The 25,130-nt window shown below is 63.1% G+C and carries 25 protein-coding genes and 1 pseudogene; 22 read left to right on the plus strand and 4 right to left on the minus strand.

Annotated features, from left to right (window positions below; genetic code table 11):
• Positions 1-28: 28 nt before the first annotated feature.
• The 6 genes from V6M63_RS05095 to V6M63_RS05120 all read left to right on the plus strand — a co-directional run bounded on the left by V6M63_RS05095 (position 29) and on the right by V6M63_RS05120 (position 5,873).
• A complete protein-coding gene (locus V6M63_RS05095) occupies positions 29-352 on the plus strand; it encodes a 2Fe-2S iron-sulfur cluster-binding protein (RefSeq protein WP_056272074.1) in 324 nt (107 codons plus the stop codon).
• Positions 352-1,527 carry an NAD(P)/FAD-dependent oxidoreductase gene (locus V6M63_RS05100; protein ID WP_056272078.1) on the plus strand — a complete coding sequence of 392 codons (1,176 nt, stop codon included), beginning with the start codon at positions 352-354 and terminating at the stop codon, positions 1,525-1,527. Before V6M63_RS05095 ends, V6M63_RS05100 begins: the two co-directional genes overlap by 1 nt.
• Before the next feature lie 52 nt (positions 1,528-1,579).
• Complete coding sequence (locus V6M63_RS05105) at positions 1,580-2,335, plus strand: SDR family NAD(P)-dependent oxidoreductase (protein WP_056272082.1); 756 nt, start codon at positions 1,580-1,582, stop codon at positions 2,333-2,335.
• A gap of 14 nt (positions 2,336-2,349) precedes the next feature.
• Complete coding sequence (locus V6M63_RS05110) at positions 2,350-3,798, plus strand: NAD-dependent succinate-semialdehyde dehydrogenase (RefSeq protein WP_159604288.1); 1,449 nt, start codon at positions 2,350-2,352, stop codon at positions 3,796-3,798.
• 75 nt (positions 3,799-3,873) lie between these two features.
• Positions 3,874-4,926, plus strand: a complete 1,053-nt coding sequence (locus tag V6M63_RS05115) for a TRAP transporter substrate-binding protein (protein WP_056272088.1) — start codon at positions 3,874-3,876, stop codon at positions 4,924-4,926.
• A complete protein-coding gene (locus V6M63_RS05120) occupies positions 4,923-5,873 on the plus strand; it encodes a PdxA family dehydrogenase (RefSeq protein ID WP_056272090.1) in 951 nt (316 codons plus the stop codon). The genes V6M63_RS05115 and V6M63_RS05120 overlap by 4 nt, the downstream gene beginning before the upstream one ends.
• Positions 5,874-5,918: 45 nt before the next feature.
• Here V6M63_RS05120 and V6M63_RS05125 read toward each other — a convergent pair.
• A pseudogene (locus tag V6M63_RS05125) lies at positions 5,919-6,221 on the minus strand (ATP-binding protein); the annotation flags it as partial.
• A gap of 217 nt (positions 6,222-6,438) precedes the next feature.
• On the opposite strand from V6M63_RS05125, the gene V6M63_RS05130 reads away from it, so the two are divergent.
• The 9 genes from V6M63_RS05130 to V6M63_RS05170 all read left to right on the plus strand — a co-directional run bounded on the left by V6M63_RS05130 (position 6,439) and on the right by V6M63_RS05170 (position 15,576).
• Complete coding sequence (locus tag V6M63_RS05130; RefSeq protein ID WP_332740075.1) at positions 6,439-7,584, plus strand: TRAP transporter substrate-binding protein; 1,146 nt, start codon at positions 6,439-6,441, stop codon at positions 7,582-7,584.
• 9 nt (positions 7,585-7,593) lie between these two features.
• Positions 7,594-8,376: an SDR family NAD(P)-dependent oxidoreductase gene (locus V6M63_RS05135; RefSeq protein WP_056272093.1), complete on the plus strand. Its 783-nt coding sequence runs from the start codon at positions 7,594-7,596 to the stop codon at positions 8,374-8,376.
• Positions 8,377-8,384: 8 nt separating this feature from the next.
• Positions 8,385-9,851 (plus strand): aldehyde dehydrogenase family protein, encoded by a 1,467-nt coding sequence (locus tag V6M63_RS05140; RefSeq protein WP_332740078.1) that lies wholly within the window; start codon positions 8,385-8,387, stop codon positions 9,849-9,851.
• 48 nt (positions 9,852-9,899) lie between these two features.
• Positions 9,900-10,934 carry an aromatic ring-hydroxylating dioxygenase subunit alpha gene (locus tag V6M63_RS05145; RefSeq protein ID WP_056272099.1) on the plus strand — a complete coding sequence of 345 codons (1,035 nt, stop codon included), beginning with the start codon at positions 9,900-9,902 and terminating at the stop codon, positions 10,932-10,934.
• Between the two features lie 34 nt (positions 10,935-10,968).
• Positions 10,969-12,156, plus strand: a complete 1,188-nt coding sequence (locus V6M63_RS05150; protein WP_322341335.1) for an ABC transporter substrate-binding protein — start codon at positions 10,969-10,971, stop codon at positions 12,154-12,156.
• 87 nt (positions 12,157-12,243) lie between these two features.
• Positions 12,244-13,107 carry a branched-chain amino acid ABC transporter permease gene (locus V6M63_RS05155; protein WP_332740087.1) on the plus strand — a complete coding sequence of 288 codons (864 nt, stop codon included), beginning with the start codon at positions 12,244-12,246 and terminating at the stop codon, positions 13,105-13,107.
• Positions 13,104-14,096 (plus strand): branched-chain amino acid ABC transporter permease, encoded by a 993-nt coding sequence (locus V6M63_RS05160; protein WP_332740089.1) that lies wholly within the window; start codon positions 13,104-13,106, stop codon positions 14,094-14,096. The genes V6M63_RS05155 and V6M63_RS05160 overlap by 4 nt, the downstream gene beginning before the upstream one ends.
• Complete coding sequence (locus V6M63_RS05165) at positions 14,093-14,854, plus strand: ABC transporter ATP-binding protein (protein ID WP_332740091.1); 762 nt, start codon at positions 14,093-14,095, stop codon at positions 14,852-14,854. The genes V6M63_RS05160 and V6M63_RS05165 overlap by 4 nt, the downstream gene beginning before the upstream one ends.
• The gene (locus V6M63_RS05170) at positions 14,854-15,576 is read left to right on the plus strand and encodes an ABC transporter ATP-binding protein (protein ID WP_442909538.1); all 723 of its coding nucleotides are present in this window, start codon (positions 14,854-14,856) and stop codon (positions 15,574-15,576) included. The genes V6M63_RS05165 and V6M63_RS05170 overlap by 1 nt, the downstream gene beginning before the upstream one ends.
• Before the next feature lie 36 nt (positions 15,577-15,612).
• Here V6M63_RS05170 and V6M63_RS05175 read toward each other — a convergent pair whose 3' ends face one another.
• The gene (locus tag V6M63_RS05175; protein ID WP_069047273.1) at positions 15,613-16,362 is read right to left on the minus strand and encodes an IclR family transcriptional regulator; all 750 of its coding nucleotides are present in this window, start codon (positions 16,360-16,362) and stop codon (positions 15,613-15,615) included.
• 152 nt (positions 16,363-16,514) lie between these two features.
• Between V6M63_RS05175 and V6M63_RS05180 the strand changes: the two genes are divergently transcribed.
• From V6M63_RS05180 to V6M63_RS05195, 4 genes are read left to right on the plus strand one after another with little or no spacing between them, the layout of a single operon-like run.
• Positions 16,515-17,789, plus strand: coding sequence for an aromatic ring-hydroxylating dioxygenase subunit alpha (locus tag V6M63_RS05180; RefSeq protein ID WP_056272119.1), 1,275 nt, complete (start codon positions 16,515-16,517; stop codon positions 17,787-17,789).
• A gap of 46 nt (positions 17,790-17,835) precedes the next feature.
• Complete coding sequence (locus V6M63_RS05185) at positions 17,836-18,816, plus strand: Bug family tripartite tricarboxylate transporter substrate binding protein (RefSeq protein ID WP_297397049.1); 981 nt, start codon at positions 17,836-17,838, stop codon at positions 18,814-18,816.
• A 6-nt stretch (positions 18,817-18,822) separates the two neighbouring features.
• A complete protein-coding gene (locus V6M63_RS05190; protein WP_332740098.1) occupies positions 18,823-19,602 on the plus strand; it encodes an SDR family NAD(P)-dependent oxidoreductase in 780 nt (259 codons plus the stop codon).
• Positions 19,603-19,646: 44 nt separating this feature from the next.
• Positions 19,647-20,618, plus strand: a complete 972-nt coding sequence (locus V6M63_RS05195) for a PDR/VanB family oxidoreductase (protein WP_332740100.1) — start codon at positions 19,647-19,649, stop codon at positions 20,616-20,618.
• A 319-nt stretch (positions 20,619-20,937) separates the two neighbouring features.
• On the opposite strand, the gene V6M63_RS05200 is transcribed toward V6M63_RS05195, so the two are convergent.
• Positions 20,938-21,063: a hypothetical protein gene (locus tag V6M63_RS05200; protein WP_256926968.1), complete on the minus strand. Its 126-nt coding sequence runs from the start codon at positions 21,061-21,063 to the stop codon at positions 20,938-20,940.
• Between the two features lie 107 nt (positions 21,064-21,170).
• A complete protein-coding gene (locus V6M63_RS05205) occupies positions 21,171-22,418 on the minus strand; it encodes a CaiB/BaiF CoA transferase family protein (protein WP_069047275.1) in 1,248 nt (415 codons plus the stop codon).
• Between the two features lie 143 nt (positions 22,419-22,561).
• Here V6M63_RS05205 and V6M63_RS05210 point away from each other — a divergent pair, with 143 nt between their 5' ends.
• The 3 genes from V6M63_RS05210 to V6M63_RS05220 all read left to right on the plus strand — a co-directional run.
• Entirely contained in the window at positions 22,562-23,437 is an 876-nt protein-coding gene (locus V6M63_RS05210) for an IclR family transcriptional regulator (RefSeq protein ID WP_235501286.1), read from the plus strand.
• A gap of 30 nt (positions 23,438-23,467) precedes the next feature.
• A complete protein-coding gene (locus tag V6M63_RS05215) occupies positions 23,468-24,229 on the plus strand; it encodes an enoyl-CoA hydratase-related protein (protein WP_069047276.1) in 762 nt (253 codons plus the stop codon).
• A gap of 7 nt (positions 24,230-24,236) precedes the next feature.
• The coding region (locus V6M63_RS05220) for an MmgE/PrpD family protein (protein ID WP_332740109.1) at positions 24,237-25,130 on the plus strand (894 nt) is incomplete at its 3' end.

Here is a 25,130-nt window from a genome sequence, read left to right on the forward strand (position 1 = left end):
CATTCGAACTAGAAGAGAGAGACCCACGATGCCCCAGATCGTCTACGTACAACCCGACGGCTCCCGAGAAGCCGTGCCCGCCAGTCCCGGCGCTACCGTCATGATGACCGCTGTCGGCCACGGCATTCCCGGCATCGTCGCCGAGTGCGGCGGCTCCGCCATGTGCGCCACCTGCCACGTGTACGTGGACCCGGCCTCGATCGGCTTCCTGCCGCCCATCAGCGACGTCGAGGACGAAATGCTGGCCAGCGCCGCGGGCGAGCGCCGCGAACACAGCCGCTTGGGCTGCCAGCTCGCGCTGGCGCCCGGCGTGGACCAGCTGATCGTGCACATCCCGGAGCGGCAGGTCTGATGGCCCACGGCACCGTCATCGTCGGCACCGGGCAGGGCGGCTTCCAGCTCGCGGCCTCGCTGCGCGATTCGGGTTATGCCGATCCCATCACCCTGGTCGGCGACGAGCCCGGCCTGCCTTACCAGCGCCCCCCGCTGTCCAAGGCCTTCCTTCAAGGCAAGGTGGACGACACCGGCCTGCTGCTGCGCCCGCCCCCGTTCTACCAACGCATCGATGCCCGCGTGCTCGGTGGCACGCGCGTGGCGCGCATCGACCGCGCGGCGCGTGGCGTGCACCTCTCCAGCGGCCAGACCCTGCCCTACGACCACCTGGTGCTGGCCACCGGCGCGACCGCGCGCACCCTGTGCGTGCCCGGAGCGGGGTTGTCCGGCGTGCACGTGCTGCGCGGTCTGGAGGACGCGCGGCGCATCCGAGAGCAACTGGCCCGCGCGCGCTCGGTGGCCGTGGTCGGCGCCGGCTTCATTGGCTTGGAACTCGCGGCCGTGGCGCGCGGCCAGGGCCTGCCGATGCACGTGATCGAGGCCACGGCACGGCCCCTGCTGCGCGCCCTCTCCGAGCCCATGGCGCGACACCTGCAAGCCTTCCACGAAGCCCAGGGCACGCAATTCCACCTGAACACGCAGCTCGACGCCATCGAAGGCGAGGACGGCCGCGCCACCGGCCTGCGCCTGCACGGCGGTGGCCGCATCGTCGCCGACCTCATCGTGATCGCGGTAGGCGTCACGCCCAACGACCAGCTGGCGCGCGACGCCGGGCTGGCGGTGGGCAATGGCATCGAGGTCGACGAGCTGCTGCTCACCAGCGACGCCGCCATCTCCGCGCTCGGCGACTGCGCGAACTTTCCGTTCGCGGCCGATGGCGGCTCCCGCGTGCGCATCGAGTCGGTACAGAACGCCGTTGACCAGGCGCGCTGCATCGCCGCGCGCCTGTGCGGTCAACCCCTGCCGTACGCCAAGGTGCCCTGGTTCTGGAGCGAGCAAGGCCCTTGCCGGCTGCAGATGGCCGGCCTGGCCGCGCCGGGCGACCGCAGCGACATCGAGGGCGATCCGGCCAGCGGCCGCTTTTCGGTGCTGCGCTACCGCGGCGATCAACTCAGCGCCGTCGAATCCCTCAACGACCCTGCCGCCCACATGCGCGCGCGCACGGCCCTCGCGCCGGTGCTAGCACCGACCTGAGCTCCCTCAGTCCCATTCGACATCCACACCTTCCCACAGAAAGAGACAACACATGACAGCAGCATCCCGGGTCATCGCGGTCACTGGCGGCGCCAGCGGCATCGGTTTCGCCTTCTCCGAAGCCCTCGCGCGCGCGGGCCACCAGGTCGTCATCGCCGACCTGCGCGGTGCCGTCGAAGCGGCCGAACGCCTCAGTGCCCAGGGCCTGAAGGCCATCGGCACGCAGACCGATGTGGTCAAGCCCGCCGACGTGGCGGGCATGGTCGAACAGGCCGTGAAGGCGTTCGGCCGGCTCGACGTGCTGGTGAACAACGCCGGCCTGTTCACCACGCTCACGCTCAAACCGTTCGACCAGATCAGCGACGCCGAGTGGATGCGGGTGATGGAGGTCAACACCCTGGGGCCTTTCGTGTGCGCCAAAGCGGTCGTGCCCGAAATGCGCAAGAACGGGTTCGGCCGCATCGTGAACATCGCGTCCACCACGCCGATCAAGGGCACGCCCAACATGCTGCACTACGTGGCCAGCAAGGGCGCGGTGATCGCGTTCACGCGCTCGCTAGCCCGCGAACTCGGCAAGGACGACATCACCGTCAACGCCATTGCCCCGGGCTTCACGCTGAGCGACGGTGTGCTCGACAACGACCTGCACAGCAAGATGGGCGACGTGGTGCGCAAGACCAGCCGCTCGCTGCAGCGCGACCAGGTGCCTGAAGACCTGGTGGGCGCCCTGCTCTTCCTAGCCAGCGACGGCGCGGGCTTCATCACCGGCCAGACCATCGCCGTCGACGGTGGCTCGGTATTCATCTGATCGGTTGACTCACCATGACCGACACCGCATACGGCAAGCCTTTCCTCTACATCGATGGCGAATTCATCGAAGGCGGCGACCGCCAACACCAGGACATCATCAACCCCGCCAACGGCGAGGTGATCGGCTCGTTGCCGCACGCGCGCCGCGACGACCTTGACCGCGCACTGAACGCGGCGCAACGCGCCTTCGAGAGCTGGCGCAAGAGTTCGCCGCTCGAGCGCTCGAAGGTGCTGCGCCGCGTGGCCGAGCTCACGCGCGAACGCGCACCGCAGATCGCCCGCCAGATCACTCTCGACCAGGGCAAGCCGCTGAGCGAGGCGCTGCTGGAGGTGACCACCTGTGCCGAACACGCAGAGTGGCACGCCGAAGAATGCCGCCGCATCTATGGCCGCGTGATCCCCGCACGCCTGCCCCACGTGCGCCAGCTGGTGCTGCGCGAGCCCGTGGGTGTGTGCGTGGCCTTCACGCCCTGGAACTTTCCGTTTAACCAGGCCATCCGCAAGATGGTGGCGGCGATCGGCGCGGGTTGCACGCTTGTGCTGAAGGGGCCAGAGGATTCGCCGGGCGCGGTGATCGCGCTCGCGCGCATGTTCCACGACGCGGGTCTGCCCCCGGGCGTGCTCAACGTGGTGTGGGGTGTGCCGGCCGAGGTGTCGGACCACCTGATCCGCTCGCCGATCTCGCGCAAGGTATCGTTCACCGGCTCGGTGCCGGTGGGCAAGCAGCTGGCGTCGCTCGCCGGCCTGCACATGAAGCGCATCAGCATGGAGCTGGGCGGGCACTCGCCGGTGGTGGTGTTCGACGACGCCGACGTGGACGACGCGGCCCATCTGCTGGCGCGTTTCAAGGCGCGCAACGCGGGGCAGCTGTGCATTGCACCCAGCCGCTTCTTCGTGCAGGAGAAGGTGTACGACCGCTTTCTCGACACCTTCACGAAAGCCTACGGTGGCTTGAAGGTGGGCGACGGCATGGACAAGGACACGCAGATGGGCCCCCTGGCGCACCTGCGCAGGGTCGATGCCATGGAAGGCTTGGTGGCCGATGCGCTGGAGCGTGGCGCGAAGCTGGCCAGCGGCGGCACGCGGCTCGCTGGCCCTGGCTACTTCTACCCGCCCACCATCCTCACCGACATTCCCGACGACGCGCGCCTGATGGTCGAAGAACCCTTCGGTCCGGTCGCGCCGATCACGCGCTTCAAGGACACCGACGAGGTATTGAAGCGCGCCAACGCCCTGCCCTTCGGCCTCACCGGTTTCGTTTTCACCGGCTCCATCAAGACCTCGGAGCGCATGGTCAACGGCCTCGAGGTGGGCATGGTCAACGTGAACCATTTCGGCATCACGCTGGCCGAGACGCCGTTCGGTGGCGTGAAGGACAGCGGCATCGGCAGCGAAGGCGGCAGCGAAACCTTCGACGGCTACCTCGTCACTAAATTCGTTTCGCAGGCAAGCCCTGCTTGATCACCAGTACTACAAGAAGCCAGCACCGCCCAGGGGGCCGGACCCGCCTTTCCCTTCAATCCAGGAGACAACCTCATGATGCAACGCAGAACCCTCATCAAATCGGCGGCGGCAGCCGCTTCCCTTGGAGCCCCCACCCTTGGCGTCTTCGCCCAGCAAGTGGTAACCCTGAAGTTCCATACCTTCATGGCGCCGACCTCGAATGTCTATCTCAATGCACACAAGGCATGGATGTCGAAAGTGGAGAACGACTCGGGCGGACGTATCCGCTTCGAGGGCTTTCCTGCCATGCAGCTGGGGGGCTCACCAAGTCAACTTTTCGACCAGGCACGGGATGGTGTTGTCGATATCGTATGGACTTTGGCTGGACTTACCCCCGGTCGATTCCCTCGGACCGAAGTGTTCGAACTGCCGTTCATGACCATGGACGGCATCGGAGCGTCGCGTGCCGCCTGGGAGTACCTCGAAACCCACGCCAGCGATGAGTTCAAGGACGTCCAACCACTCGCTTTTCATACCCATGGTCCAGGAGTGCTGCACTCGAAAAGCAAGGCCATCAACAGCGCTTCCGACCTGCGCGGCCTGAAGATGCGAGGGCCGACCCGCCAAGCGACTAAGTTGCTCGCAGCAGCAGGAGCATCCGCGGTAGGCATGCCGCTGCCACAGATTCCAGACGCGCTGTCCAAAGGCGTCATTGACGGCGCAGCCTTGCCCTGGGAAGTGATTCCTTCGGTCAAGGTGCATGAGCTTGTTCAGCACCACAGCGAGTTCGCGCCCGGCAAGCCAGCTCTTTACAACACGGCGTTTGTGATGGTGATGAACAAAAGAAAATATACATCGTTGCCTCCGGATATCAAAAAGGTGATCGACGACAACTCGGGCCTGGAAACCTCGGCTTGGTTCGGCAAGGTGCAACAAGATCATGACCCCATCAGCCGCAAGATGGCGACCGATCGAGGCAACAAGGTACACGTGTTCAGCGAATCGGAAACCAGCGAGTTTGTCAAACTGACTGGCACCATCGCCAGCGAATGGGTCCAGGAGATGGACAAGCGCGGGCAGGACGGTGCCAAGCTCTTGGCTGGCGCAAAGGCGCTCATTGCCAAACATAAACCAAAGGCTGCATGAGCGGCCTTGCGCGCCTGGCCATCTCGATCGGCGATCCGAACGGCATCGGACCGGAGATCACGCTAAAGGCACTTGCCACTCTGACAGAGTCTGAGCGCGACCGTATTACGCTGTTCGGCCCGAATTCGGTGCTGCGCCGCTGCGCCGAGCAATTGAACCTTAGCGGGATGCTAGATGGTGTTCGTTGCAACGAGGTAGGCGCCCTCGATCCGGCTGCAGCTGTACCTGGTCGCATCGACGCGGCCGCTGGCGCCTCGTCGGTGGCCAGCGCCACGGCGGCCATTCAGGCTGCGCAGGCTGGCGAGTTCGACGCCGTGATCGCCTGTCCTCACCACGAGACAGCGATCACGCAGGCAGGTATAGCGTTCAGCGGGTACCCCTCTCTTGTGGCGCGTGTGTGCGGCCAATCTGCCGACTCCGTTTTCTTGATGCTGGTGGGGGCGGGCTTACGCATCGTGCACGTCACGCTCCACGAGAGCGTTCAAACAGCACTTGATCGTCTGAGCACCGACCTGATCGTGCGCGCCACTCAGGCAGGCATCGTCGCGTGTCAGCGGCTGGGCGTGGAAACGCCTCGCATCGGCATGTTCGGTATCAATCCACACGCATCCGAAGGTGAGCTTTTCGGACCGGAGGACGCTCGCTTGATGGTGCCTGCGGTGGCGCAGCTGCGCTCAGCAGGCCACCATGTCAGTGGGCCCACAGGTGCAGACACGCTGTTGGCAAACAGGCAGCACGATCTCTATGTGGCCGTCTTCCACGACCAGGGTCACATTCCAATCAAGTTGCTGGCGCCCCACGCCGCAAGTGCCCTCAGCGTGGGAGGCAACGTCGTGCTGTCCAGTGTCGGGCATGGAAGTGCCATGGACATCGCCGGCAAGGGAATTGCCAGTCCCGAGGCCTTGCTTCGCACGATTTACCTGCTGAACTCCACGCTGAGCGAGTGACTTCTTAAATTTGACAGTCTCCTCCTATGGTCAACCCAAACTGCGCTAACAAAGTCGTTCGAATTCCGACTGTTCGGGTGCGATCGCGATTCGTGAGGCGGACTGCTTCAGACGGTAGCTCTTGCCTTCGAACCCCAGCGTCGAGCAGCGGTGTATCAGTCGATCAAGGATGGTGGTGGCCATGGTGACGTCGGCCAGGTACTTGCTCAGGTCCTGCACCAAAAGATTTGAGGTGATGACGATGGCGCGGCGCAGGTTGTAGCGCTGGTGAACGATGGCATAGAGGAGTTCGTCGCTGATGTCGGCGATGCGCCGGGCCAGAGACTGGTCATCTAGCACGAGCAGGTCCGAGGACTCCACACATCCCACGGCCTGCACGCTGGTGCTTGGCTGTGGCGCACATGAGGACTGGGTCCTTGCGGTTCTCGTCGTGATCTTGTGGATTTGGCGATAGCGCCGGATGTTTCGTGCCGACCCAGCCTAACAACATCGAAGGTCATTTAGGTAACCGCTCACGACGCCCCCAGTGTTTACCCTGATTTCGTGGAGTGAACATAACCGTAGAATGAACAACATAATCACCAGACGGACAATCCGGATTGCGAACTGGATCAAGTCTCACTTCCTAGGTACTCACGCCTTCTCCTCAATTCACCAAATGATCAACCGCAGAACCATCGTTCAGTTGGCAGTAGGGATGGCCTTGGGCGCTCCCTCGCTGACAGGCTTTGCTCAGCAGTCGATCACTTTGCGATTTCACACTTTCATGTCTCCCATGTCCAACGTATGGGTCAGCATGAACAAGGTATGGATGGAAAAGGTGCAACGGGAATCAGATGGGCGCATCCGGTTTGAGGCGTACCCCGCGATGCAGCTTGATGGCGCGCCTGTGCAGCCATACGACCAGGCACGGGATGGCGTGGCTGACATCGTTTGGACACTGACCGGCTATTCACCTGGAGGCTTTCCTTGCAGCGAGGTGTTTGTCCTGCCGTTCATGACGACCAACGCCGAGGCTACTTCCAAGGCTTTCTGGGAGTTCATCAAGACAAAAGCGTCCAACGAATACAAGGAAGTGCATCCCATTGCAGTGCAGGTTCATAGGCCGGGGATGCTCCACACCCGCGACCGCCTCTTCGAGGCTCCGTACGACTTGCGCGGCCTGAAAATGCGCGGTCCAACCAGACAAACTACGAAGATGCTGGGATACCTCGGCGCCAATGCTGTGGGCATGCCGCTGCCCAAGATTCCCGACGCACTGCAAAAGGGGCCTCTCGACGGTTGCGTGATCCCTTGGGATGTCGTTCCCTCCGTAAAGGTGCACGAATTAACGAAGTTTCACAGTCAGTTCGATCCAGCCAGTGGCGCGCTCTACACCACGAAATTCGTGACGGCAACAAACAAACGGAAGTACGAGTCCCTGCCGCCAGATGTCCGGAAGGTGCTGGACCCCAACTCGGGCATAACCGCTTCTGCGTCCTTGGGGCGCGCCCACCAATGTGGCGACGACCCTGCCCGCAAGTTGGTGGAGGCACGCGGCAACGTGACCCATAACTTCGGGCAGGTCGAAGCCCAAGAGTTCAGGCGCGCAGCAAGCCAGGTAGAGGTCGAATGGGTCAAGGACATGGAGAGCCGCGGCTTCGATGGTCGCGATCTTTTGTCAACAGCCCGGGCCTTGATCGAAAAGCACACAAAAACTACCAAGACATAAAGACACTCCATGAATCAACTTCCCAAAGAAAACACCCCACGGCTGGCCAACCGGGTTGCGATCGTGACCGGCGCGGCGCAAGGTATCGGAGAGACATACGCTCGTGCATTGGCTCAAGAAGGTGCCTCCGTGGTCTGTGCCGATGTGCTGGACGCCACCGGGGTGGTCAACCAGATCATTGAGAAGGGTGGCCGGGCGGTGTTTGTCCACACAGACGTGACGTCCCGCGAATCGGTGGAGAAGATGGTTGGGTCCGCACTTCAGGCGTTCGGCCGCATTGACGTGCTGGTCAACAACGCCGCAATTTTCGGCAACCTTGCCCTCAAGCCGTTCGAGCAGATCGAGTCGACCGAGTGGGACAAGGTGATGTCCGTCAACGTGCGCGGCTCCTTCGAGTGCGCCAGAGCGGTCAGCCCCGTGATGCGTCAGCAGCGCTACGGCAAGATCATCAACATCGCCTCCGGCACGGTTTTCAAGGGCACGCCGCTCTTCCTGCACTACGTCACCTCCAAGGGCGCCGTGGTGGCGATGGCGCGCTGTCTGGCGCGTGAATTGGGTAACGACAATATCTGCGTCAATACACTGGCGCCGGGCCTGACCCTGAGCGCCAATGTCAGCGCAAATCCCGACTGGCAAGGCTCAATCGCTTCAGGCATCGTTTCGTCCCGCTGCATCAAGCGTGATCAGGTACCCGACGACCTGACCGGCACCTTGATCTACCTCGCCAGCGCCGACAGTGACTTTGTCACCGGTCAGGTGATTGTGGTTGATGGCGGATCGGTCACACATTGAGCACTCCTATGCACGCCACAGCAGAACTCTTGATCGATGGCCGGTGGATGCCCGCCAGCCAGGGCCTCGAAGTGCCCAGCCTGGACCCGGCCAACGGCAGCCAGATCGGTTGCTTCAGCGCTGCCACCCGGGCAGACGCAGAGGCGGCCATTTCGGCTGCACGCAGAGCCTTTGAAAAGCCCACGTGGGCCCAGTCGCCGCGGCTGCGGCAGAACGTGATGAACGAATGGGCAAGCCGGCTAGAGCACAAGGCTGAAGCACTGGCCCAACTGCTAACGCAAGAGAATGGCAAGGTGATCGCGCAATCGCGGGGTGAGCTGATGGGAGCCATCTCGGAGATCCGTTACTACGCGGGTCTGGCCCGGCACATACCAGGCCACGTGCTCGAGGTGGAACCCGGCGTATTTTCCACGATGCTGAAAGAGCCGGCCGGCGTCGCCGGCATCATCGTCCCTTGGAACGCTCCCGTGATCCTGCTTATCCGGTCGATCACCCCCGCGTTGGCCGCTGGCTGTACTTGCGTGGTCAAGCCTGCACCGCAGTCCGCGCTCATCACCGCTGCGGTGATCAGGGAACTGGCCGACGTGACTGGACTGCCGCCCGGTGTGGTGAACCTGGTGAGTGAGCAAGGCCACGACGTGGCTCAGTTGCTCACCACCTCGCCAGAGGTGGATGTGGTCAGCTTCACGGGCTCCAACCTGACGGGGCAGCGCATCATGGCCGCCGCTGCTCCCACTATGAAGAAACTGTCGCTCGAACTGGGTGGCAAGTCATGCTGCCTGGTTTTTGAAGATGCCGATATCGACCACATCGCGCCTCAACTGGCTGCCGCTGCGACGGTCATCTCTGGTCAGCAATGCACGGCGGCGCGCCGGGTGTTGGTTCACGCGTCGCGCTATGAGGCGATGAAAAAAGCGCTGGCCAATGCTCTGGCGGCAATCAAAGTGGCTCCCGGAAATACCCCGGGCGCCCAGATGGGTCCCTTGATCGATCTCTCTACCACCGAGTTGGTGCATCGTCGCATCGAGCAGGCGATGGACGACGCAGACGAAGTGATCCTGCGCGGTCAGCGTCTCGGCGGAAACCTGCGGCTTGGCGGGTTTGTCTCGCCCACCTTGGTCGCGCACCGGGATGCCAGTGCATCCTTTGTCCAAGAGGAGATTTTCGGCCCCTTGGTCGTGCTGGAAAAGTTTGAAACCGAAACCGAAGCGGTGGCGCGGGCCAATCACACCGAGTTCGGGTTGTCCGCGAGTGTCTGGACCGAGCAGGGCGCGCGCGCCTGGCGTATCGCTCGAGCGCTGCGCAACGGCACCGTTTGGATCAACGACCACAACAAGCTGTGCGCTGAAGCGGAGACCGGCGGCTATCGCCGCAGTGGCTTGGGCCGTCTCCACGGCTTTGACGCGTTGATCGATTTCACCGAGATCAAACACATCTATCAGAACGTAGGTGTGCTTGAGCCACCCAAGGGCTGACCCCACAAGCCTGCCCGAATCCTTAGAACTTATAGGAGAGAACGAATCATGTTTCCCAAAAACACGTGGTATGTAGGCGCTACGCCCAGCGAACTCGATGGAAAGCCCCTTGGCCGCAAGATTTGCGGCGAGTCCATCGTGTTTTTCCGTGGCCCCGACAACAAGGTGGCCGCTGTCGAAGACTTTTGCCCCCACCGCGGTGCTCCGTTGTCGCTGGGCAAGGTTGAAAACGGCAAACTGGTTTGTGGCTACCACGGTCTGGAAATGGGTTGCGATGGCAAGACGGTTGCCATGCCATGCCAACGCGTGGGCGGCTTCCCCGCCGTGCGGACGTATCCCGTAGTGGAGCGCTACGGGTTCATCTGGGTCTGGCCTGGCGATGCGCAAGAGGCCGACCCCTCCAAGATCCACCATCTGGCCTGGGCCGATGACCCCGAGTGGGCCTACAGCGGTGGGCTGTACCACGTCAAATGCGATTACCGGCTCATGATCGACAACCTCATGGACCTGACTCACGAGACTTACTTGCACCCGAACTCAATTGGTCAAAAGGAAATCGATGAGTCGCCGCCCAAGACGCGGATGGATGGAGACTGCGCCATCACCGAGCGTTACATGGAAGGCATCATGGCGCCGCCATTCTGGCGTGCGGGCTTGCGCGGAAACAACCTGGCAGACGATGTTCCAGTGGACCGGTGGCAAATCTGCCGCTTCTATCCGCCAAGCCATGTGCTGATCGATGTGGGTGTGGCGCACGCGGGCAAGGGCGGCTTCAATGCAGACCCCAAGGTCAAAGCCTCCAGCACAGTCATCGACTTCATAACACCTGAAACCGAGTCCTCGACCTGGTACTTTTGGGGCATGGCCAGGAACTTCAATGCGCAGGACCAGGCGTTGAGCGAGCAGATCCGCACCAGCCTGAGCAAGGTTTTCTCCGAGGACCTCCAGATGCTGGAGATGCAGCAGCAGAACCTGGAGCGCAACGCCGGGCGCAAGCTACTGAGCCTGAACATCGATGGCGGTGGCGTGCAAGCCCGCCGCATCATCGATCGGTTGCTGGTTGCGGAAAAATCCGCTGCCTGATGTTTTCCCGATCCCACCACAACAGGAGACACAGATGAACTCACGGCGCTTTGTTTTGACACGAGGAGCCGCGCTGATCGGCGCGGCCTCCAGCGGCATTTTGTTGCCCCGGTGGGCGCAGGCGCAAGCCAGCAATCTGCGGGTTGGCCTGATGCTGCCGTTCACAGGTACCTTTGCCCAGCCCGGTATCGCCGTCGAAAACGGCTTCCGGCTGGCGCTGGCGCAAAACGGCGGCAAGCTCGGTGGCCGCGAGGTGGAGTTCTTCAAGGTCGATGACGAATCCAATCCGGCCAAGGGCATCGAGAACGCGACCCGCCTGGTAATGCGTGACAAGGTCGACGTGCTGGTGGGTTCGGTGCACTCGGGCGTGCAGATGGGCATTCACAAGGTCGCACGCGATACAGGAGTTCTCAACATCATTCCCAATGCCGGCGTGCACGTGGCCACCCGGGCCCAGTGTGCGCCCAATGTGTTTCGAACCAGCTTCACCAACGCCCAGCCTACCCTGGCTTTGGGCAAGGCCATGGTCGACCGAGGCCACAAGAAGGCGGTGTGGATCACCTGGAACTACGCCGCAGGCGACGAGGCCTTTGAGGGTTTCGAAAAGAGCTACACCGAAGCCGGTGGCACCATCATCAAGAAGCTCGGCCTGCCCTTTCCCAACGTGGAGTTTCAGTCGCTGTTGACCGAGATTGCGTCTTACAAGCCCGACGCCGTGGCTTGCTTCTTCGCCGGTGGCGGTGCAGCCAAGTTCCTGCGCGACTACGCTGCGGCCGGCCTGAACAAGACGATCCCACTGTACGGCTCGGGCTTCCTGACCGAGGGCGTGCTCGATGCAGCAGGAGAAGCTGCCGAGGGCGTTCTCACCACGCTGCACTACAGCGACTCGCTGGATATCCCGCGCAACAAGCAGTTCCGCCTCGACTATGTAAAGGCGTTCAAGGCGCAGCCCGATGTGTATGCCGTTCAGGGATACGACGCGGGCTTGCTGCTCGTCAAGGGTGCCAACGCAGTCAAAGGCGACTTGTCGAACAAACCGGCACTGTACGCAGCGCTGGAAGGCGCCACCATCGACAGTCCGCGCGGGAAATGGACCATGAGCAAGGCCCACAACCCGATCCAGGACATCTACCTGCGCCAGGTGGTCAACAAGGACAACAAGGTGATCGGCATTGCTCAGAAGGCTGTGGCCGATCCCGCCACGGGTTGCCGCATGGGTTGAGTCTTTCGCGCCCCGGTTGTCCTCCAGCGGCGGAGTTCGTCCAAAAGATGTTCCGCCGCTTTTCTTCGTCCTTTTGTTCCTTAACTCATGGATTTCGCCAACTTCCTCATCCAGTTGCTCAACAGCCTGCAATACGGCCTGTTGCTGTTCATGCTGGCCGCGGGCCTCACGCTGGTCTTCGGGATCATGGGTGTGGTCAACCTGGCGCATGGCAGCTTCTACATGCTGGGCGCCTACCTCGCGTGGTTCCTGGTTGGCCAGTTGGACAGCCTGGTGCTGGCCATCGTGCTGGGCACGGTGATCGCCGTGGCGCTGGGCTGGTTGCTGGAGTGGAGTCTGTTCCGGCACTTCTACCATCGCGACCACCTGGACCAGGTGCTACTCACCTTCGGCCTGATCTACATCTTTGAAGAGGTGCGCTCCATCCTGTGGGGCGACGACGTGCACGCGGTGCAGGTGCCCGAGGTGCTGAACTGGTCGATCCCGCTGACCGAAAACCTCTCCTACCCGGTGTACCGGCTGGTGATGTCGGGCGTGTGCATTGCGCTCGCCCTGGGTCTGTATCTGCTGATTTCCAAGACCCGCCTGGGCATGAAGATCCGCGCCGGTGCCTTCAACCGCGAGATGACCGAGTCGCTCGGCATCAACATCCGCCTCATCCATGGCGTGGTGTTCGCGCTGGGCGTGGCGCTCGCGGCCATCGCCGGCATGATTGCTTCGCCCATTGCCAGCGTCTACCCCGGCATGGGCAGTTCGGTGCTGATCATGTGTTTTGTGGTGGTGGTCATCGGTGGCATCGGCTCGGTGCGTGGTGCCCTGGTGGCTGCACTGCTGGTGGGTCTGGTGGACACCTTCGGCAAGGTGCTGGTGCCGCAGATTGCCGGCATGGCCGTCTACATGTTGATGGCACTCGTGCTGCTCTACAAGCCCGAAGGGCTGTTCAAACAATGAGTTCCCCCAAAGCCCAACTCGAGAAGCTGCCGCGCAGCATCCAGGCCATCCTGGTGCTGGGCGCCATCGCGCTCGCGGCGTTTCCACTCATCCCGGTCACGGGTGGCGAGTTCTATCTGCAGATGCTCTCGCAAATGATGATCCTGGCGATCTTCGCCATGAGCCTTGACCTCTTGCAGGGCGTGAGCGGTTTGGTGTCGCTCGGCCACGCGGCCTACTTCGGCCTGGCGGGTTATGCGCTGGCTTTCCTCACACCGGCTGATGCGCCCATCAGCCTCTGGTGGGCCTTGCCCGCGTCGGCCTTGGGCGCTGGTCTGGCAGCGCTGATCATCGGCTTCTTCGTGGTGCGGACCCACGGCATCTACTTCATCATGGTCACCATGGCGTTCGCGCAGATGGTGTTCTTCCTGTTCTTCGACAACAAGGCGCTGGGCGGGTCGGATGGTGTGTACGTGAACTTCCGGCCCGACGCCTCGGTGTTCGGCTGGACCGGCATCGACCTCGAAAACAAGACCACCTTCTACTACTTCACATTGCTGCTGCTGGTGCTGGTCTACGCCTTCCTGCGCCGACTGCTGTTCTCGCCGTTTGGCCGCGTGCTCGCCGGCATTCGCGTGAACGAACACCGCATGCGCGCGGTGGGCTATGGCACCTTCGGCTACAAGCTTGCGGCCTTCACGCTGGCCGGTGCGCTGGCCGGTGTGGCGGGCTTTCTGTGGGCTGCGCAGACCGGCTACGTGAACCCCGAGCTGATGGGGTTTCACATGAGCGCACACGCGATCATGATGGTCATCCTCGGCGGCATGGGCAACTTCGCAGGGGCCATCGTGGGCGCCTTCGCGTTTGAATACGTGATGCACTTTTTCAAGGACCTCACCAAGCACTGGCAGCTGCTCATGGGCACGTTCATCGTGCTGGTGGTGGTGCTGGCGCCACGCGGGCTGCTGGGCCTCGTGAATCAACTGACGAAGAAGCGGGAGGCGAGATGACCGAACTGCTGCTCTCCGCACGCAACCTCACCAAGCGATTCGGCGGTCTGGCCGCCGTCAACGACGTGTCGGTGGACCTGCACCGCGACCGTATCCACGCGGTGATCGGGCCCAACGGCGCGGGCAAGTCCACCCTGACCAACCTGCTCTCGGGCGACCTGCCACCCACCTCGGGCCGCATCACGCTCAACGGCGTCGAGACCGCCGGCAAGAGCCCCGAAAAAATCTCGCGCCTGGGCCTGGGCCGCAGCTACCAGAAGACCAACATCTTCCTGCCCTTCACCGTGTGGGACAACGTGCGGCTGGCCGCGCAATCGCGCGAGCGGCACGCGCCATGGAACCCGCTGCGCTGGGTGTCTTCGGCCAGCGCCATGGGCGCGGTCAACCAGCGCTGCGAGCGTGCGCTGGAACTCGCCGGCCTGACCGCGCGTGCGGGCGCGGTGGCCGGCACCACCAGCCACGGCGAGCAGCGCCAGTTGGAGATCGCCATGACGCTGGCCACAGAGCCCACCGTGTTGCTGCTGGATGAACCGTTGGCCGGCATGGGCCAGGCCGAGGCCGAGAGCATGGTCGCGCTGCTGCTGCGTTTGAAAAAAGACCACGCCATCATGCTGGTGGAGCACGACATGGACGCCGTCTTCACCCTGGCCGACCAGCTCACCGTGATGGTGAACGGCCAGGTCATCGCCAGCGGGACGCCGGCGCAGGTGCGCGCCGACGCATCGGTGCAAGCGGCCTACCTAGGTGAGGAACACTGATGAGCGCTTTGACGAACGCATTGGTTGAGGCCAAGGGCCTGAACACCCACTACGGCGCCAGCCACATCCTGCGCGGCATCGACTTCACCGTGGGCCAGGGCCAGACGATCGGCCTGATGGGTCGCAACGGCATGGGCAAGTCCACGCTGCTCAAATCCATCATGGGCATCGTCAAACCCAGCGGGGGCCAGGTGCACGTGAAGGGCCGCGACATGACCGGAGCGCCCACCTTCGAGATCGCACGCCAAGGTCTTGCATACGTGCCCGAAGGACGCAGCATTTTCGGCAACCTCAGCGTGAAGGAAAACCTGGTGATGTCGGCGCGCGCCGGCACCAAAGGCCAGCGCGACTGGACGTATGACCGGGTGCTGGAAACGTTTCCGCGCCTGGCCGAGCGCCTGAACCACGGCGGGCAGCAGCTCAGCGGCGGCGAACAGCAGATGCTCACCATCGGCCGGGCGCTCATGACCAACCCCGACCTGCTGATCCTCGACGAAGCCACGGAAGGCCTGGCGCCTCTGATTGCGCGCGAGATCTGGCGCATCTGTGGCCTGATCCGCGAAAGCGGCATCAGCAGCATCATCGTGGACAAGAACTGGAAACACGTTACCCAGATCACCGATCGCAACGTGATCCTGGTCAAGGGCGAGGTGGTTTTTGAAGGCAGTTCCGAAGAGCTCCTGTCGAAGCCCGAACTGCTGGAGCAGCACTTGGGTGTATGAGAATCAGTGTCGCCCCGGCCGGCCCCTTGAAGCTAGCTAGCGCTGCCCAAGTGCTTGCGAGAGTTTCCGTGCTTCTTCCTTGAGGAGCGTAACAAATACGCTGACACGCGCTTGGTCCACGCGCACACCAGGACCGAAAACGGCCAAAGACCCCATGACTTTGTCGTTCCCCAGAAAAAACGGCACAGCAACCGCCACCGCGCCCTGGATCAATTCGTCCCGGCTTATCGCATACCCCTGTTCCCGGATCTGCTGCAGCCTGTCGAGATAGGCCGATACATTGACGGTTTCTCCGCTCTTGTTCAGATAGCTTTCGGGTGTGGGAACATGGGCAAGGATGGCACGCCCGCTAGCGCCCAACGTCACGTCTTCCCGATAGCCCAAGCCGCGTTTGAAACTGAGCGGCTGTGCGCTGGGCAATTCGGCCACACAGATTCGACTGTTGCCCTGGTGAACAAGCAAGGCAACAGTCTCGCCCGTCTGGTCCCACAAGCGGCGCAGCATCGGTTGCGCCAGGGTCGCTATGTCAAGACTGGAGCTCCACACGTGTGCAAGGTGCGCCACCGAGGGACCTAATTCGAAGCGCTGAGGATCACCGGACGACACGATGAACCCGCTGTGTTCCAGCGTGCGCAACAGCCTGTACAGGGTTGGACGGCTCAGGTCTACCCGCTTGAGCAGCTCACCCGCTGTCAGTTGGTGGTCGGTTGCCGTGAACGCCATGAGGATTTCCAGCGCTCTGTCCACGGCCCGGACACTCTCGCCCGGTTTTTCAGTTGGTCCCATAACTCCACCCAAGGTTGCACTTCTATCATGGTACCCGCCCACCAGTCCACTTGATGGACTAACTATTCAAAACTTGACAGAGCTCAATCGGTCCGTAAAATGGACTGTAATGTCATGCAGTGGACATGCCGATCAATTTTGGAGACCTGTCTATGAACAAGGAAATGTCTGAAGCGCTCACCCGCGTCGGTCCCGGCACGCGCATGGGCAACCTGATGCGCCGCTACTGGGTGCCGGCACTGGCATCGAGCGAAATCCCCGAAGCCGACGGGCCGCAGGTGCGCGTGCAACTGCTGGGCGAGAAGCTGCTCGCCTTTCGCAATAGCGATGGCAAGGCTTGCCTGATCGGCGAATTCTGCTCGCACCGAGGCGTGTCGCTGTACTTCGGCCGCAACGAGCACAACGGCATCCGCTGCGCCTACCACGGCGTGAAGTTCGACGGCATGGGGCAATGTGTGGACGTGCCGTCCGCGCCTCAGGCTTGCGCGCGCATGCACATAAAGGGCTACCCTTGCGTGGAGCGCGGTGGCATCGTGTGGACCTACATGGGCCCGGCCGATCAGCAGCCCGCACCGCCCGAGCTGGAGTGGTGCACGCTGCCGCCCGAACATGTGTATGTCTCCAAGCGCCTGCAGTACAGCAACTGGCTGCAGGCCATGGAAGGCGGCATCGACACCGCACACGTCTCTTACGTGCACCGCTACGAGGTGGATACCGACCCGATGCACCAGGGAGTGAAGGCGCTGGACTACATCAAGGCCGACGGCAACGTGAAGTTCGAGATCGAGCAGACGCCCTTCGGCCTGAGTCTGTTCGGCCGCCGCAACGGCGAACCCGATTCGTATTACTGGCGCATCACGCAGTGGCTGTTCCCCTGGTTCACGCTGATCGCGCCGTTTGGCGAGCATGCGCTGGGCGGGCATGTGTGGGTGCCGATCGACGACCATAGCTGCTGGGCTTGGAGCATCAACTGGCAGCCTGCCCATCCCCTCACCGACGAAGAACGCACCGCGATGGAAGAAGGTAAGGGCATTCATGTCGAATACGAAGCGCCCGGCAGCTTCATCCCCAAGCAAAACCGCGACAACGACTACTGCATGGACCGCGTGGCGCAACGCGAAGACCGCTCTTACAGCGGCGTGTTCGGCTTCTCCGCGCAGGACTATTCGCTGCAGGAAAGCATGGGCACGATCCAGAATCACGAGGCCGAAAAGCTACTGCCCACTGACAAGGCTATCGTGATGGCGCGCCGCATGTTGCATGAGGCCGCGCTCGGCTTGGCAGATGGCCAGACCCCGCCCGCGCTGGACCCAAGCGCACAGCACGTGCGCCCCGCCGGAGTGCTGCTGCCCAAGGAACAGGACCCCGTTGCGTGGGCACGCGAGCAGCTCGCCGACGCGACGAAAAAACCGGTCTTCAGCCTTTGAGCGACTTCACTTTTCCACCCCACGACAGACAGCACCGGAGACACCTATGAAAACCCACCTGAAACTCGCGGCGGCTGTCGCGCTCGGGGCCTGCGCGGCCACTGCCGCCTGGGCGCAAGGCGCGTCCGACTGGAAGCCCAGCAAGCCGGTGCGCATCATCGTGCCCATCGTCGGCAGCACCAACGACGTGCTCGCTCGCCTGATCGGGCCGAAGCTGCAGGAGGCGCTCGGCCAGCCATTTGTGGTCGAGAACAAACCTGGTGCGGGGGGCAACATCGGTGCATACGAGGTGAGCCGCGCCGCGCCGGACGGCCACACCCTGCTGATCGGCTACAACGGGCCGCTGGCGATCAACGTCACCCTGTTCGACAAGATGCCGTACGACCCCATCAAGGACCTGGCACCCATCACGCTGGCGGTGAAGTCGCCGCAATACCTGGTGGTGAACCCGGCCACCGGCATCACCGATGTGAAGGACTTCATCGCCAAGGCCAGGGCCAACCCGACCAAGTATGCCTACGGCTCGGTGGCCATGGGCAGCGCCTCGCACCTCACCATGGAAATGATGAAGTCGGGGGCGAACTTCCGCATGACGCACATTCCCTACCGCGGCGCCGGGCCAGCCGTGGCCGATCTGATCGCGGGCAACATCCAGGCCGGCTTCTTCGTGCCCGGCAACGTGCAGGGCTTCGTGAAGGAGGGGCGTCTCAAGCTGCTGGCCTCCACCGGCCCGAAACGTTTTCCGAGTACACCGGACATCCCGACTCTCAGCGAGTCGGGGCTGAAGGACTTCGAGGCCACCTCGTGGATCGGTCTGCTCGCGCCGGCCGGCACGCCGCCGGCCATCATCAACCGCTACCACGAGGAGATGGTGCGCATTCTCAACTCGCCCGACATCCAGAAGCGCCTGCACGAGATGGAGTTCGAAATCGTCGCGAGCTCGCCCAAGCAGTTCAGCGACTGGATCGGCACCGAGATCGTGCGCTGGGGCAAGGTCATCAAGGACACCGGCGCCAAGGCGGAGTGAGCCGACATGAGCGCACCCCGACTCGCTGAGAAGACCGCGCTGATCACGGGCGGCGGTGCCGGCATTGGCGCCGCGGCGGCCACGCTGTTCTGTCGCCAAGGCGCGGCCGTGCTGCTGGTGGATGCCGACGCCCAGGCGCTGGAGCGCACCCGCCAAGCCATCGTGCAGGCCCTGCCCGGCGCGCGCGTGCTGTGCGTGGCGGCCAACGTGGCCGACGAGGTCGCCGCGCGCGCCGCCGTGCAGCAATGCAACGCGCAGCTCGGTGGCCTGGACATCCTGGTAAACAACGCCGCCATGCGCAACTACTCGGCCGCCGCCGACGCCACGCCCGCCGAGTGGCAGGCCATGGTGGGCGTGAACCTGGTGGGCATGTCCAACTACTGCGCCGCGGCCTTGCCGGCGCTGCGGCAATCGGGCGCGGGCAGCATCGTCAACGTCTCGTCGTGTTACGCGGTCACCGGCCGCAAGGGCATGGCGCTGTACGACGCGACCAAGGCCGCGCAACTGGCCTACACGCGCAGCCTCGCGTTCGAGGAGTCGTCGCACGGCGTGCGCGCCAACGCGGTGTGCCCCGGTTCCACGCTGACGGATTTTCACGTCGGCCGCGCGCAGGGCTCGGGCAAGAGCGTCGAGCAGCTCAGGACCGAGCGCAAGGATACTTCGCTGATCGGGCGCTGGGCCTCGCCGGAAGAGATTGCCTGGCCCATCGTGTGGCTAGCGTCCAGCGAGGCCTCCTTCATCACCGGGACCACGCTGATGGTCGACGGTGGCTTGCACATCATGTAGCTATTGGGGACATGTTCCCCAAGGTTCCTGTCTAGAACTCCGCAATGTCAACATCCAAGCTTTCTGCACTTGTCTACAACATGAGGCTTGAAGCCCCCGGCGTTGTTAGTGTCGAATTTAGGCCAGCCACACCAGACACTGTCTTCCCACCTCATGCCGCTGGCTCACATATCGACCTTCATCTGGGAAACGGCTTGGTTCGCAGCTACTCGCTGATGAACCCGATCACCGATAAGCAACGCTACGTGGTGGGCGTTCTCAAGGATCGTCAGAGCCGTGGGGGGTCGAAGTATGTCCACGAGAAGGTTCGCGTGGGCGATTTTCTGGACATCTCGGTGCCTCGCAACAATTTTCCGCTGGAAGAACGTGCTCAGCACTCCGTGCTGGTTGCAGGTGGCATCGGCATCACACCTATGCTGTGCATGCTCAATCGACTGGCTTCGCTGGGTCGATCTGCCGAGCTGCTCTATTTCGCTCGTTCCCGCCGGGATGCTGCGTTCTTGCAAGTGCTGGAATCGATGGAGTCAGGCCAGCTCAAAGTGCGGTACCACTTCGATGACGAAGTCGGTGCGTCTCCCGACCTGCCAACACTGCTGGCAGCGTATCCGGCCGATACCCATTTCTATGGCTGCGGCCCCGGCCCCATGCTGGACGCGTTCCAGAAGGCTTGCGACGGTCTGGGATACACCCACGTGCATCTGGAACGGTTCGCCGCCGTGGAACCTGTGGGGACGCCGCCCTTCAACGCCAATGGCTGCACCGTAGAACTGCGCCGGAGTCAGAGGATCATTCAAGTGCCGGCTGGTTCGACCATTCTCGACGCCATGATGGATGCGGGCATCATTCCTAGCTACAGCTGCAAGGAGGGTATCTGCGGTGCCTGCGAAACCAAAGTTCTGGCTGGCGAGGTGGATCACCGGGACAGCATCCTGACACAGCAAGAGCGAGCAGCCAACAAGTCGATGATGATCTGTGTGTCGGGTTGTCGTTCCAATTTGTTGGTACTGGATCTCTAAGACCGGTGTTGTTTGGATAGGTTGCGCGCTTGGCCGGTTTGAACACACCGCCGAGCAGGTCACGAAATCGGGTCAACTCCAACTCCAAGGTGCCAGTTGTAGTGGTGATTCCAATGGTCCGACGCAGCGGTGTGCTCGCTGGAGTTCTGGTAAGCGAAGCCATAGACCCATTCGCTCAGATCCGACTGGATGAAGCGCTCGACCTTGCCGCTGGTTTGGGACCGCCACGAGCTGGTAATCGGTCACAAATACCCAAATCTTGGCAGGCCTGTGCGAAGTCTCTTAAGCGGAAGGCCGCTCCGTTGTCGATGAGCGGGAGCTAGATGCGCACACCCAGACTGGCGTAGTAGGCGTGGGCGTTGCACGAGAACTGCACCGCGTTGAGCGCCTTCTGGTCGGGGTGGATGTCGATGAACGCGATACGGGCAGGGTCATCAATGGTCAAAAAAGCATCTTCCAGCCCGCTTCATCAACGCTATCCTTGCATTTGCCCATCCACGGAATTGGGGCCCAACGCGCTGACCAGTCGAGTCGCGTTTGATGCCGGAAGCCTCATTCTGACACCTCCGCATCGGCGAGGAGTGGAACCGCTGCGCCACCAACCAGCAAGGACGCCAGCGCAACTGCATCAAAGCCGCATTCGCGCAGCACCGATTCGGTGTGCTCCCCCAATCGCGGCGCGGGCGCCAGCTTGCTGACGTCGTAACCCACCCAGCGCGCTGGCGCGCCAAAGGTACGCATCGCTCCTTCGCTCGGGTGCTCGACCTGACGGAAGAAGCCCACCGCCGCCAAGTGTGGGTCATCCAACAGTGATTCGACGGTGTTCAGAGGCACCGCCGGCACGTCGATGTCTTCGAACAGCTCCAACCAGTGCGCGGTGCTTTGCACGCATAGCGTCTGGCCCAGAAAGCCGTACACCTCGTCAATGTGGCGGGTGCGGCTGGCCAAGTCGGCGAAGCGCGGATCGACCCGCAAATCGTCGCGCTCGATGGCATGCAGAAAACGCTGCCAGTGGCCGTCGTTGTATACCAGCGCGCAGATGTAGCCGTCGCTGGTTTCGTATGGCCGGCGCCCGGGCGACAACAGCCGCACGTAGCCAGCGTCACCACTGGGCGGCTCGAAGGTGCGCCCATATAGGTGGTCCGAAAGCACCACGCTGGCCATGGTTTCGAACATCGGCACATCGATACGGCAGCCGCGTCCGTTGCGCTCGCGCCCGTACAACGCCATGGCCACGCTGTGCGCTGCATGCAGGCCGACCATGCGGTCGGCAATCGTCAGCGGCACGTAGCGCGGCTCGCTCGCCCCGCTTTGCTGCTGTAAGGCGGCGATGCCGACCGCGCCCTGGATCAGGTCGTCATAGGCCGGGCGGCCGGCGTAGGGACCGTCCTCGCCGTAACCGTACACGCCGCACCAGATGATGCGTGGATTGATCATCGAGATGCTCTCGTAGTCCAGCCCGAGCCGGGCGATGGAGGCCGGGCGGAGGTTGTGCACGAAGACATCGGCGCCTTCGATCAGGCGCCGCATCGCAGCCGCGCCCTCCGGCGATTTGAGGTCAAGCGCCACGCTGCGCTTGTTGCGGTTCAGGTGCAGGAACAGCGGACCCATGCCGGGATGGCGTCCGGGGCCGATCCAGCGTGTCGAGTCGCCCTCAGGGGATTCAATCTTGATCACGTCCGCGCCATGGTCGCCAAAGATCTGGGTGGCGTAGGGCCCCATCAGCACCGCGCTGAGGTCGATCACCCGCACGCCCTCGAGTGGCCCGGCGGGTGCTGCCTGCTTGTGTTGGCTTGTCATCTGTGTCTCCTCTGATTTCTCGATGCCAGGCTGCCTCAGCGCCGAGTGCTGAGGAAAAACCGGATTGACGACTGTCCATCCTAACGATATTCTGATTACCAAACAAATGTTCCCATATCAGAACACAAGGAGGCTTCGATTCTATGAACATGCCCACGGCCAGCTTGCGCGAATGCACAGGCATCAATACCCGCGCGGAGGCTTCTCCCATGGCCGTGACCCGCGTGCTGCGGCTGCTGCGGATACTGGCCGACCGCCCTGCTGGCTTGGCCCTGACCCCGTTGTGCTTGGCGTTGAATGCACCAAAAACCAGCGTACTCTCGCTGTTGCGCGGCCTCACGGCGCATGGCTACCTGCAGCGCAGCAATGACCTGTATGAACTGGGCCCCGAGGCGTTCTCACTAGGGGCATCTCTGGTGTCGGCCCGCTCGCTCGACGTTGTGGCCCTGCCCTTCCTGCGGGAGGCAGTGGCGCGATCCGGCGAGACCGCCCTGATCGCCAGAATCGACCGCACCGCCGATCGGCTCGTCTACAACCCGATCTTCGAGAGCACCCGGACGATTCGATACGCCGTGCCAGTCGGCACGACACGGCCGCTGTTTGCCTCGTCCGCCGGGCGCGTGCTGCTCGCGTTCCAGGAAGAGGCATGGCGGCGTGACTACCTGCGCCGGGCCGATCTGCGGGCCATGACCGAGCACTCGGTCACCGACCCGGCGCAACTGGCGCGGATCATCGAGGAAGCCCGGGTGAGAGGGGTGGCGGTCACATTCGGAGAAGTGACACCTGACGTTGCCGGCTTTTCGGCCCCGATCTTCGAACCTGACGGGCGCGTGAACGCAGCGCTGATCATCGCCGCGCCGATCGAGCGCGGTCGCGCCGTCGCCGATGCGCTGCAGCACCTGGTGATGGAACTCGCCGCAAGCATCTCGGGGGCACTCGGCTACCGTGCGGGACCGGAATCGCGTGAGGTGGCAACGAATCAAGCCAGACCAATGCCCCAGACCCGCCGCTCGCGGTAACAGACACAAACGTCAAAAGGAGACACCCCCATGAACAATGAACTGCTCTACGAAGTGAACGACGGCATTGCCGTCATCACCATCAACCGGCCCGAGCGCCGCAATGCGCTGAATCGCGCCGTGCGCGAAGGCTTTTTTGAGGTCTGGCGCCGCTTCGAAGCTGACGGGCAGGCGCAGGTGGCCATCCTCACCGGCGCCGGTGACAATTTCTGCGCCGGCATGGACCTGGTGGAAGCCGCAGACACTCAACTGCGCATCCCGCCAGCGGGCTTCATCGCCGTGCTCGGCGACAACATCGAGGTCACCAAGCCCGTCATCGCTGCCGTGCAGGGCTATGCCTATGCAGGCGGTTGGCTGCTCTCGCAGATGTGCGACCTGTGCGTGGCCGACCAAACCGCCAAATTCGCCATCACGGAGGCCAAGGTCGGGCGCGGCATGCCGTGGGCCTCGCCGGTCATCCACATGCTGCCGCAGCGCATTCTGATGGAAGTCGCGATGACCGGCGACCCGCTGACAGCGCAGCGCGCCTACGAACTCGGCTACATCAACCGCCTGATGCCCAAGGGGCAAGCATTGCAAGGGGCCAAAGAGCTGGCGACCCGGCTCATGGCCAATGCGCCACTGACGGTGCGCGCGGCCAAAGAAATGGTGCGCCTGTCCACCGAGATGGGCCGCACCGCCGCGCTGCGCGCCTCCAACCGAGCGTTTGATGCCGTCTACCTCAGTGAAGATGCCCTGGAAGGCCCGCAATCTTTCCGGGAAAAGCGCAAACCGGTCTGGAAGGGGCACTGAAATGAGCATGACCACAACCAGAAAACCCGCACCGTCGTCCGCTATCCAAATCGCTGACATCACGCGGGAACTGGCCGCGCGCTGCGCTGACCTGTGCTACACCGATCTCCCGGAGGACGTGCGCCTGCGGGTCCGGCAATGCCTGCTCGACTGGATCGGGGTGACGCTGGCTGGCGCGTGCGAGCCACTGGTTCACATGCTGGCCGAAGAAGCCCGTGAACAGGGTGGGCATGCCCAGGCCACCGTCGTCGGGCACGCCATGACGACCTCCAGCCGGCAGGCGGCATTGATCAATGGCTCGGCCTCGCACGCACTCGACTATGACGACGTCAACATGGCCTGCACCGGCCACCCCTCGGTGGTCCTGATCCCGGCCTTGCTCGCCCTGGCCGAATCGCGCGGCGCCAGCGGACGCGACTTCATGACGGCCTTCGCCGCCGGCTACGAAACCATGTGCCAGTTGGGGTTGGTGTGCGGCGACGCACAGTATTCCAACGGCTTCCACACCACAGCCACGCTAGGCACGCTCGGTGCGGCCGCCGCCTGCGCACGCTTGCTGCAACTCGATGCCGACGACACCGCGACCGCGCTGGGCATCGCCAGCACCATGGCGGCTGGGCTGAAATCGATGTTCGGCACCATGTGCAAACCCTTGCATGCCGGGCGGGCCAGTGCCGACGGCCTGCAGGCGGCCCAGTTGGCCGCACGCGGCTTCACCAGCCGTGCCGATGCGATTGAATGTCCGCAAGGCCTCATCGCCACGCACGGTGGTACCGCGTCGCTGGGAGCTGCGGTGGCCACGCCGAACGGCGGCTGGCATCTGCGCCACAACCTGTTCAAGTTCCACGCCGCCTGTTATGGCACACATGCCGCCATTGAGGCCGCGAGCCACTTGCGCCTG

It is taken from the genome of Hydrogenophaga sp. (assembly GCF_036675665.1).
Lineage (GTDB): Bacteria > Pseudomonadota > Gammaproteobacteria > Burkholderiales > Burkholderiaceae_C > Hydrogenophaga.

Coding starts and splice junctions, on each gene's coding strand:
- V6M63_RS05095 (WP_056272074.1), top strand. CDS start 29: ATGCCCCAGATCGTCTACGTACAACCCGACGGCTCCCGAGAAGCCGTG.
- V6M63_RS05100 (WP_056272078.1), top strand. CDS start 352: ATGGCCCACGGCACCGTCATCGTCGGCACCGGGCAGGGCGGCTTCCAG.
- V6M63_RS05105 (WP_056272082.1), top strand. CDS start 1,580: ATGACAGCAGCATCCCGGGTCATCGCGGTCACTGGCGGCGCCAGCGGC.
- V6M63_RS05110 (WP_159604288.1), top strand. CDS start 2,350: ATGACCGACACCGCATACGGCAAGCCTTTCCTCTACATCGATGGCGAA.
- V6M63_RS05115 (WP_056272088.1), top strand. CDS start 3,874: ATGATGCAACGCAGAACCCTCATCAAATCGGCGGCGGCAGCCGCTTCC.
- V6M63_RS05120 (WP_056272090.1), top strand. CDS start 4,923: ATGAGCGGCCTTGCGCGCCTGGCCATCTCGATCGGCGATCCGAACGGC.
- V6M63_RS05130 (WP_332740075.1), top strand. CDS start 6,439: ATGAACAACATAATCACCAGACGGACAATCCGGATTGCGAACTGGATC.
- V6M63_RS05135 (WP_056272093.1), top strand. CDS start 7,594: ATGAATCAACTTCCCAAAGAAAACACCCCACGGCTGGCCAACCGGGTT.
- V6M63_RS05140 (WP_332740078.1), top strand. CDS start 8,385: ATGCACGCCACAGCAGAACTCTTGATCGATGGCCGGTGGATGCCCGCC.
- V6M63_RS05145 (WP_056272099.1), top strand. CDS start 9,900: ATGTTTCCCAAAAACACGTGGTATGTAGGCGCTACGCCCAGCGAACTC.
- V6M63_RS05150 (WP_322341335.1), top strand. CDS start 10,969: ATGAACTCACGGCGCTTTGTTTTGACACGAGGAGCCGCGCTGATCGGC.
- V6M63_RS05155 (WP_332740087.1), top strand. CDS start 12,244: ATGGATTTCGCCAACTTCCTCATCCAGTTGCTCAACAGCCTGCAATAC.
- V6M63_RS05160 (WP_332740089.1), top strand. CDS start 13,104: ATGAGTTCCCCCAAAGCCCAACTCGAGAAGCTGCCGCGCAGCATCCAG.
- V6M63_RS05165 (WP_332740091.1), top strand. CDS start 14,093: ATGACCGAACTGCTGCTCTCCGCACGCAACCTCACCAAGCGATTCGGC.
- V6M63_RS05170 (WP_442909538.1), top strand. CDS start 14,854: ATGAGCGCTTTGACGAACGCATTGGTTGAGGCCAAGGGCCTGAACACC.
- V6M63_RS05175 (WP_069047273.1), bottom strand. CDS start 16,362: ATGGGACCAACTGAAAAACCGGGCGAGAGTGTCCGGGCCGTGGACAGA.
- V6M63_RS05180 (WP_056272119.1), top strand. CDS start 16,515: ATGAACAAGGAAATGTCTGAAGCGCTCACCCGCGTCGGTCCCGGCACG.
- V6M63_RS05185 (WP_297397049.1), top strand. CDS start 17,836: ATGAAAACCCACCTGAAACTCGCGGCGGCTGTCGCGCTCGGGGCCTGC.
- V6M63_RS05190 (WP_332740098.1), top strand. CDS start 18,823: ATGAGCGCACCCCGACTCGCTGAGAAGACCGCGCTGATCACGGGCGGC.
- V6M63_RS05195 (WP_332740100.1), top strand. CDS start 19,647: ATGTCAACATCCAAGCTTTCTGCACTTGTCTACAACATGAGGCTTGAA.
- V6M63_RS05205 (WP_069047275.1), bottom strand. CDS start 22,418: ATGACAAGCCAACACAAGCAGGCAGCACCCGCCGGGCCACTCGAGGGC.
- V6M63_RS05210 (WP_235501286.1), top strand. CDS start 22,562: ATGAACATGCCCACGGCCAGCTTGCGCGAATGCACAGGCATCAATACC.
- V6M63_RS05215 (WP_069047276.1), top strand. CDS start 23,468: ATGAACAATGAACTGCTCTACGAAGTGAACGACGGCATTGCCGTCATC.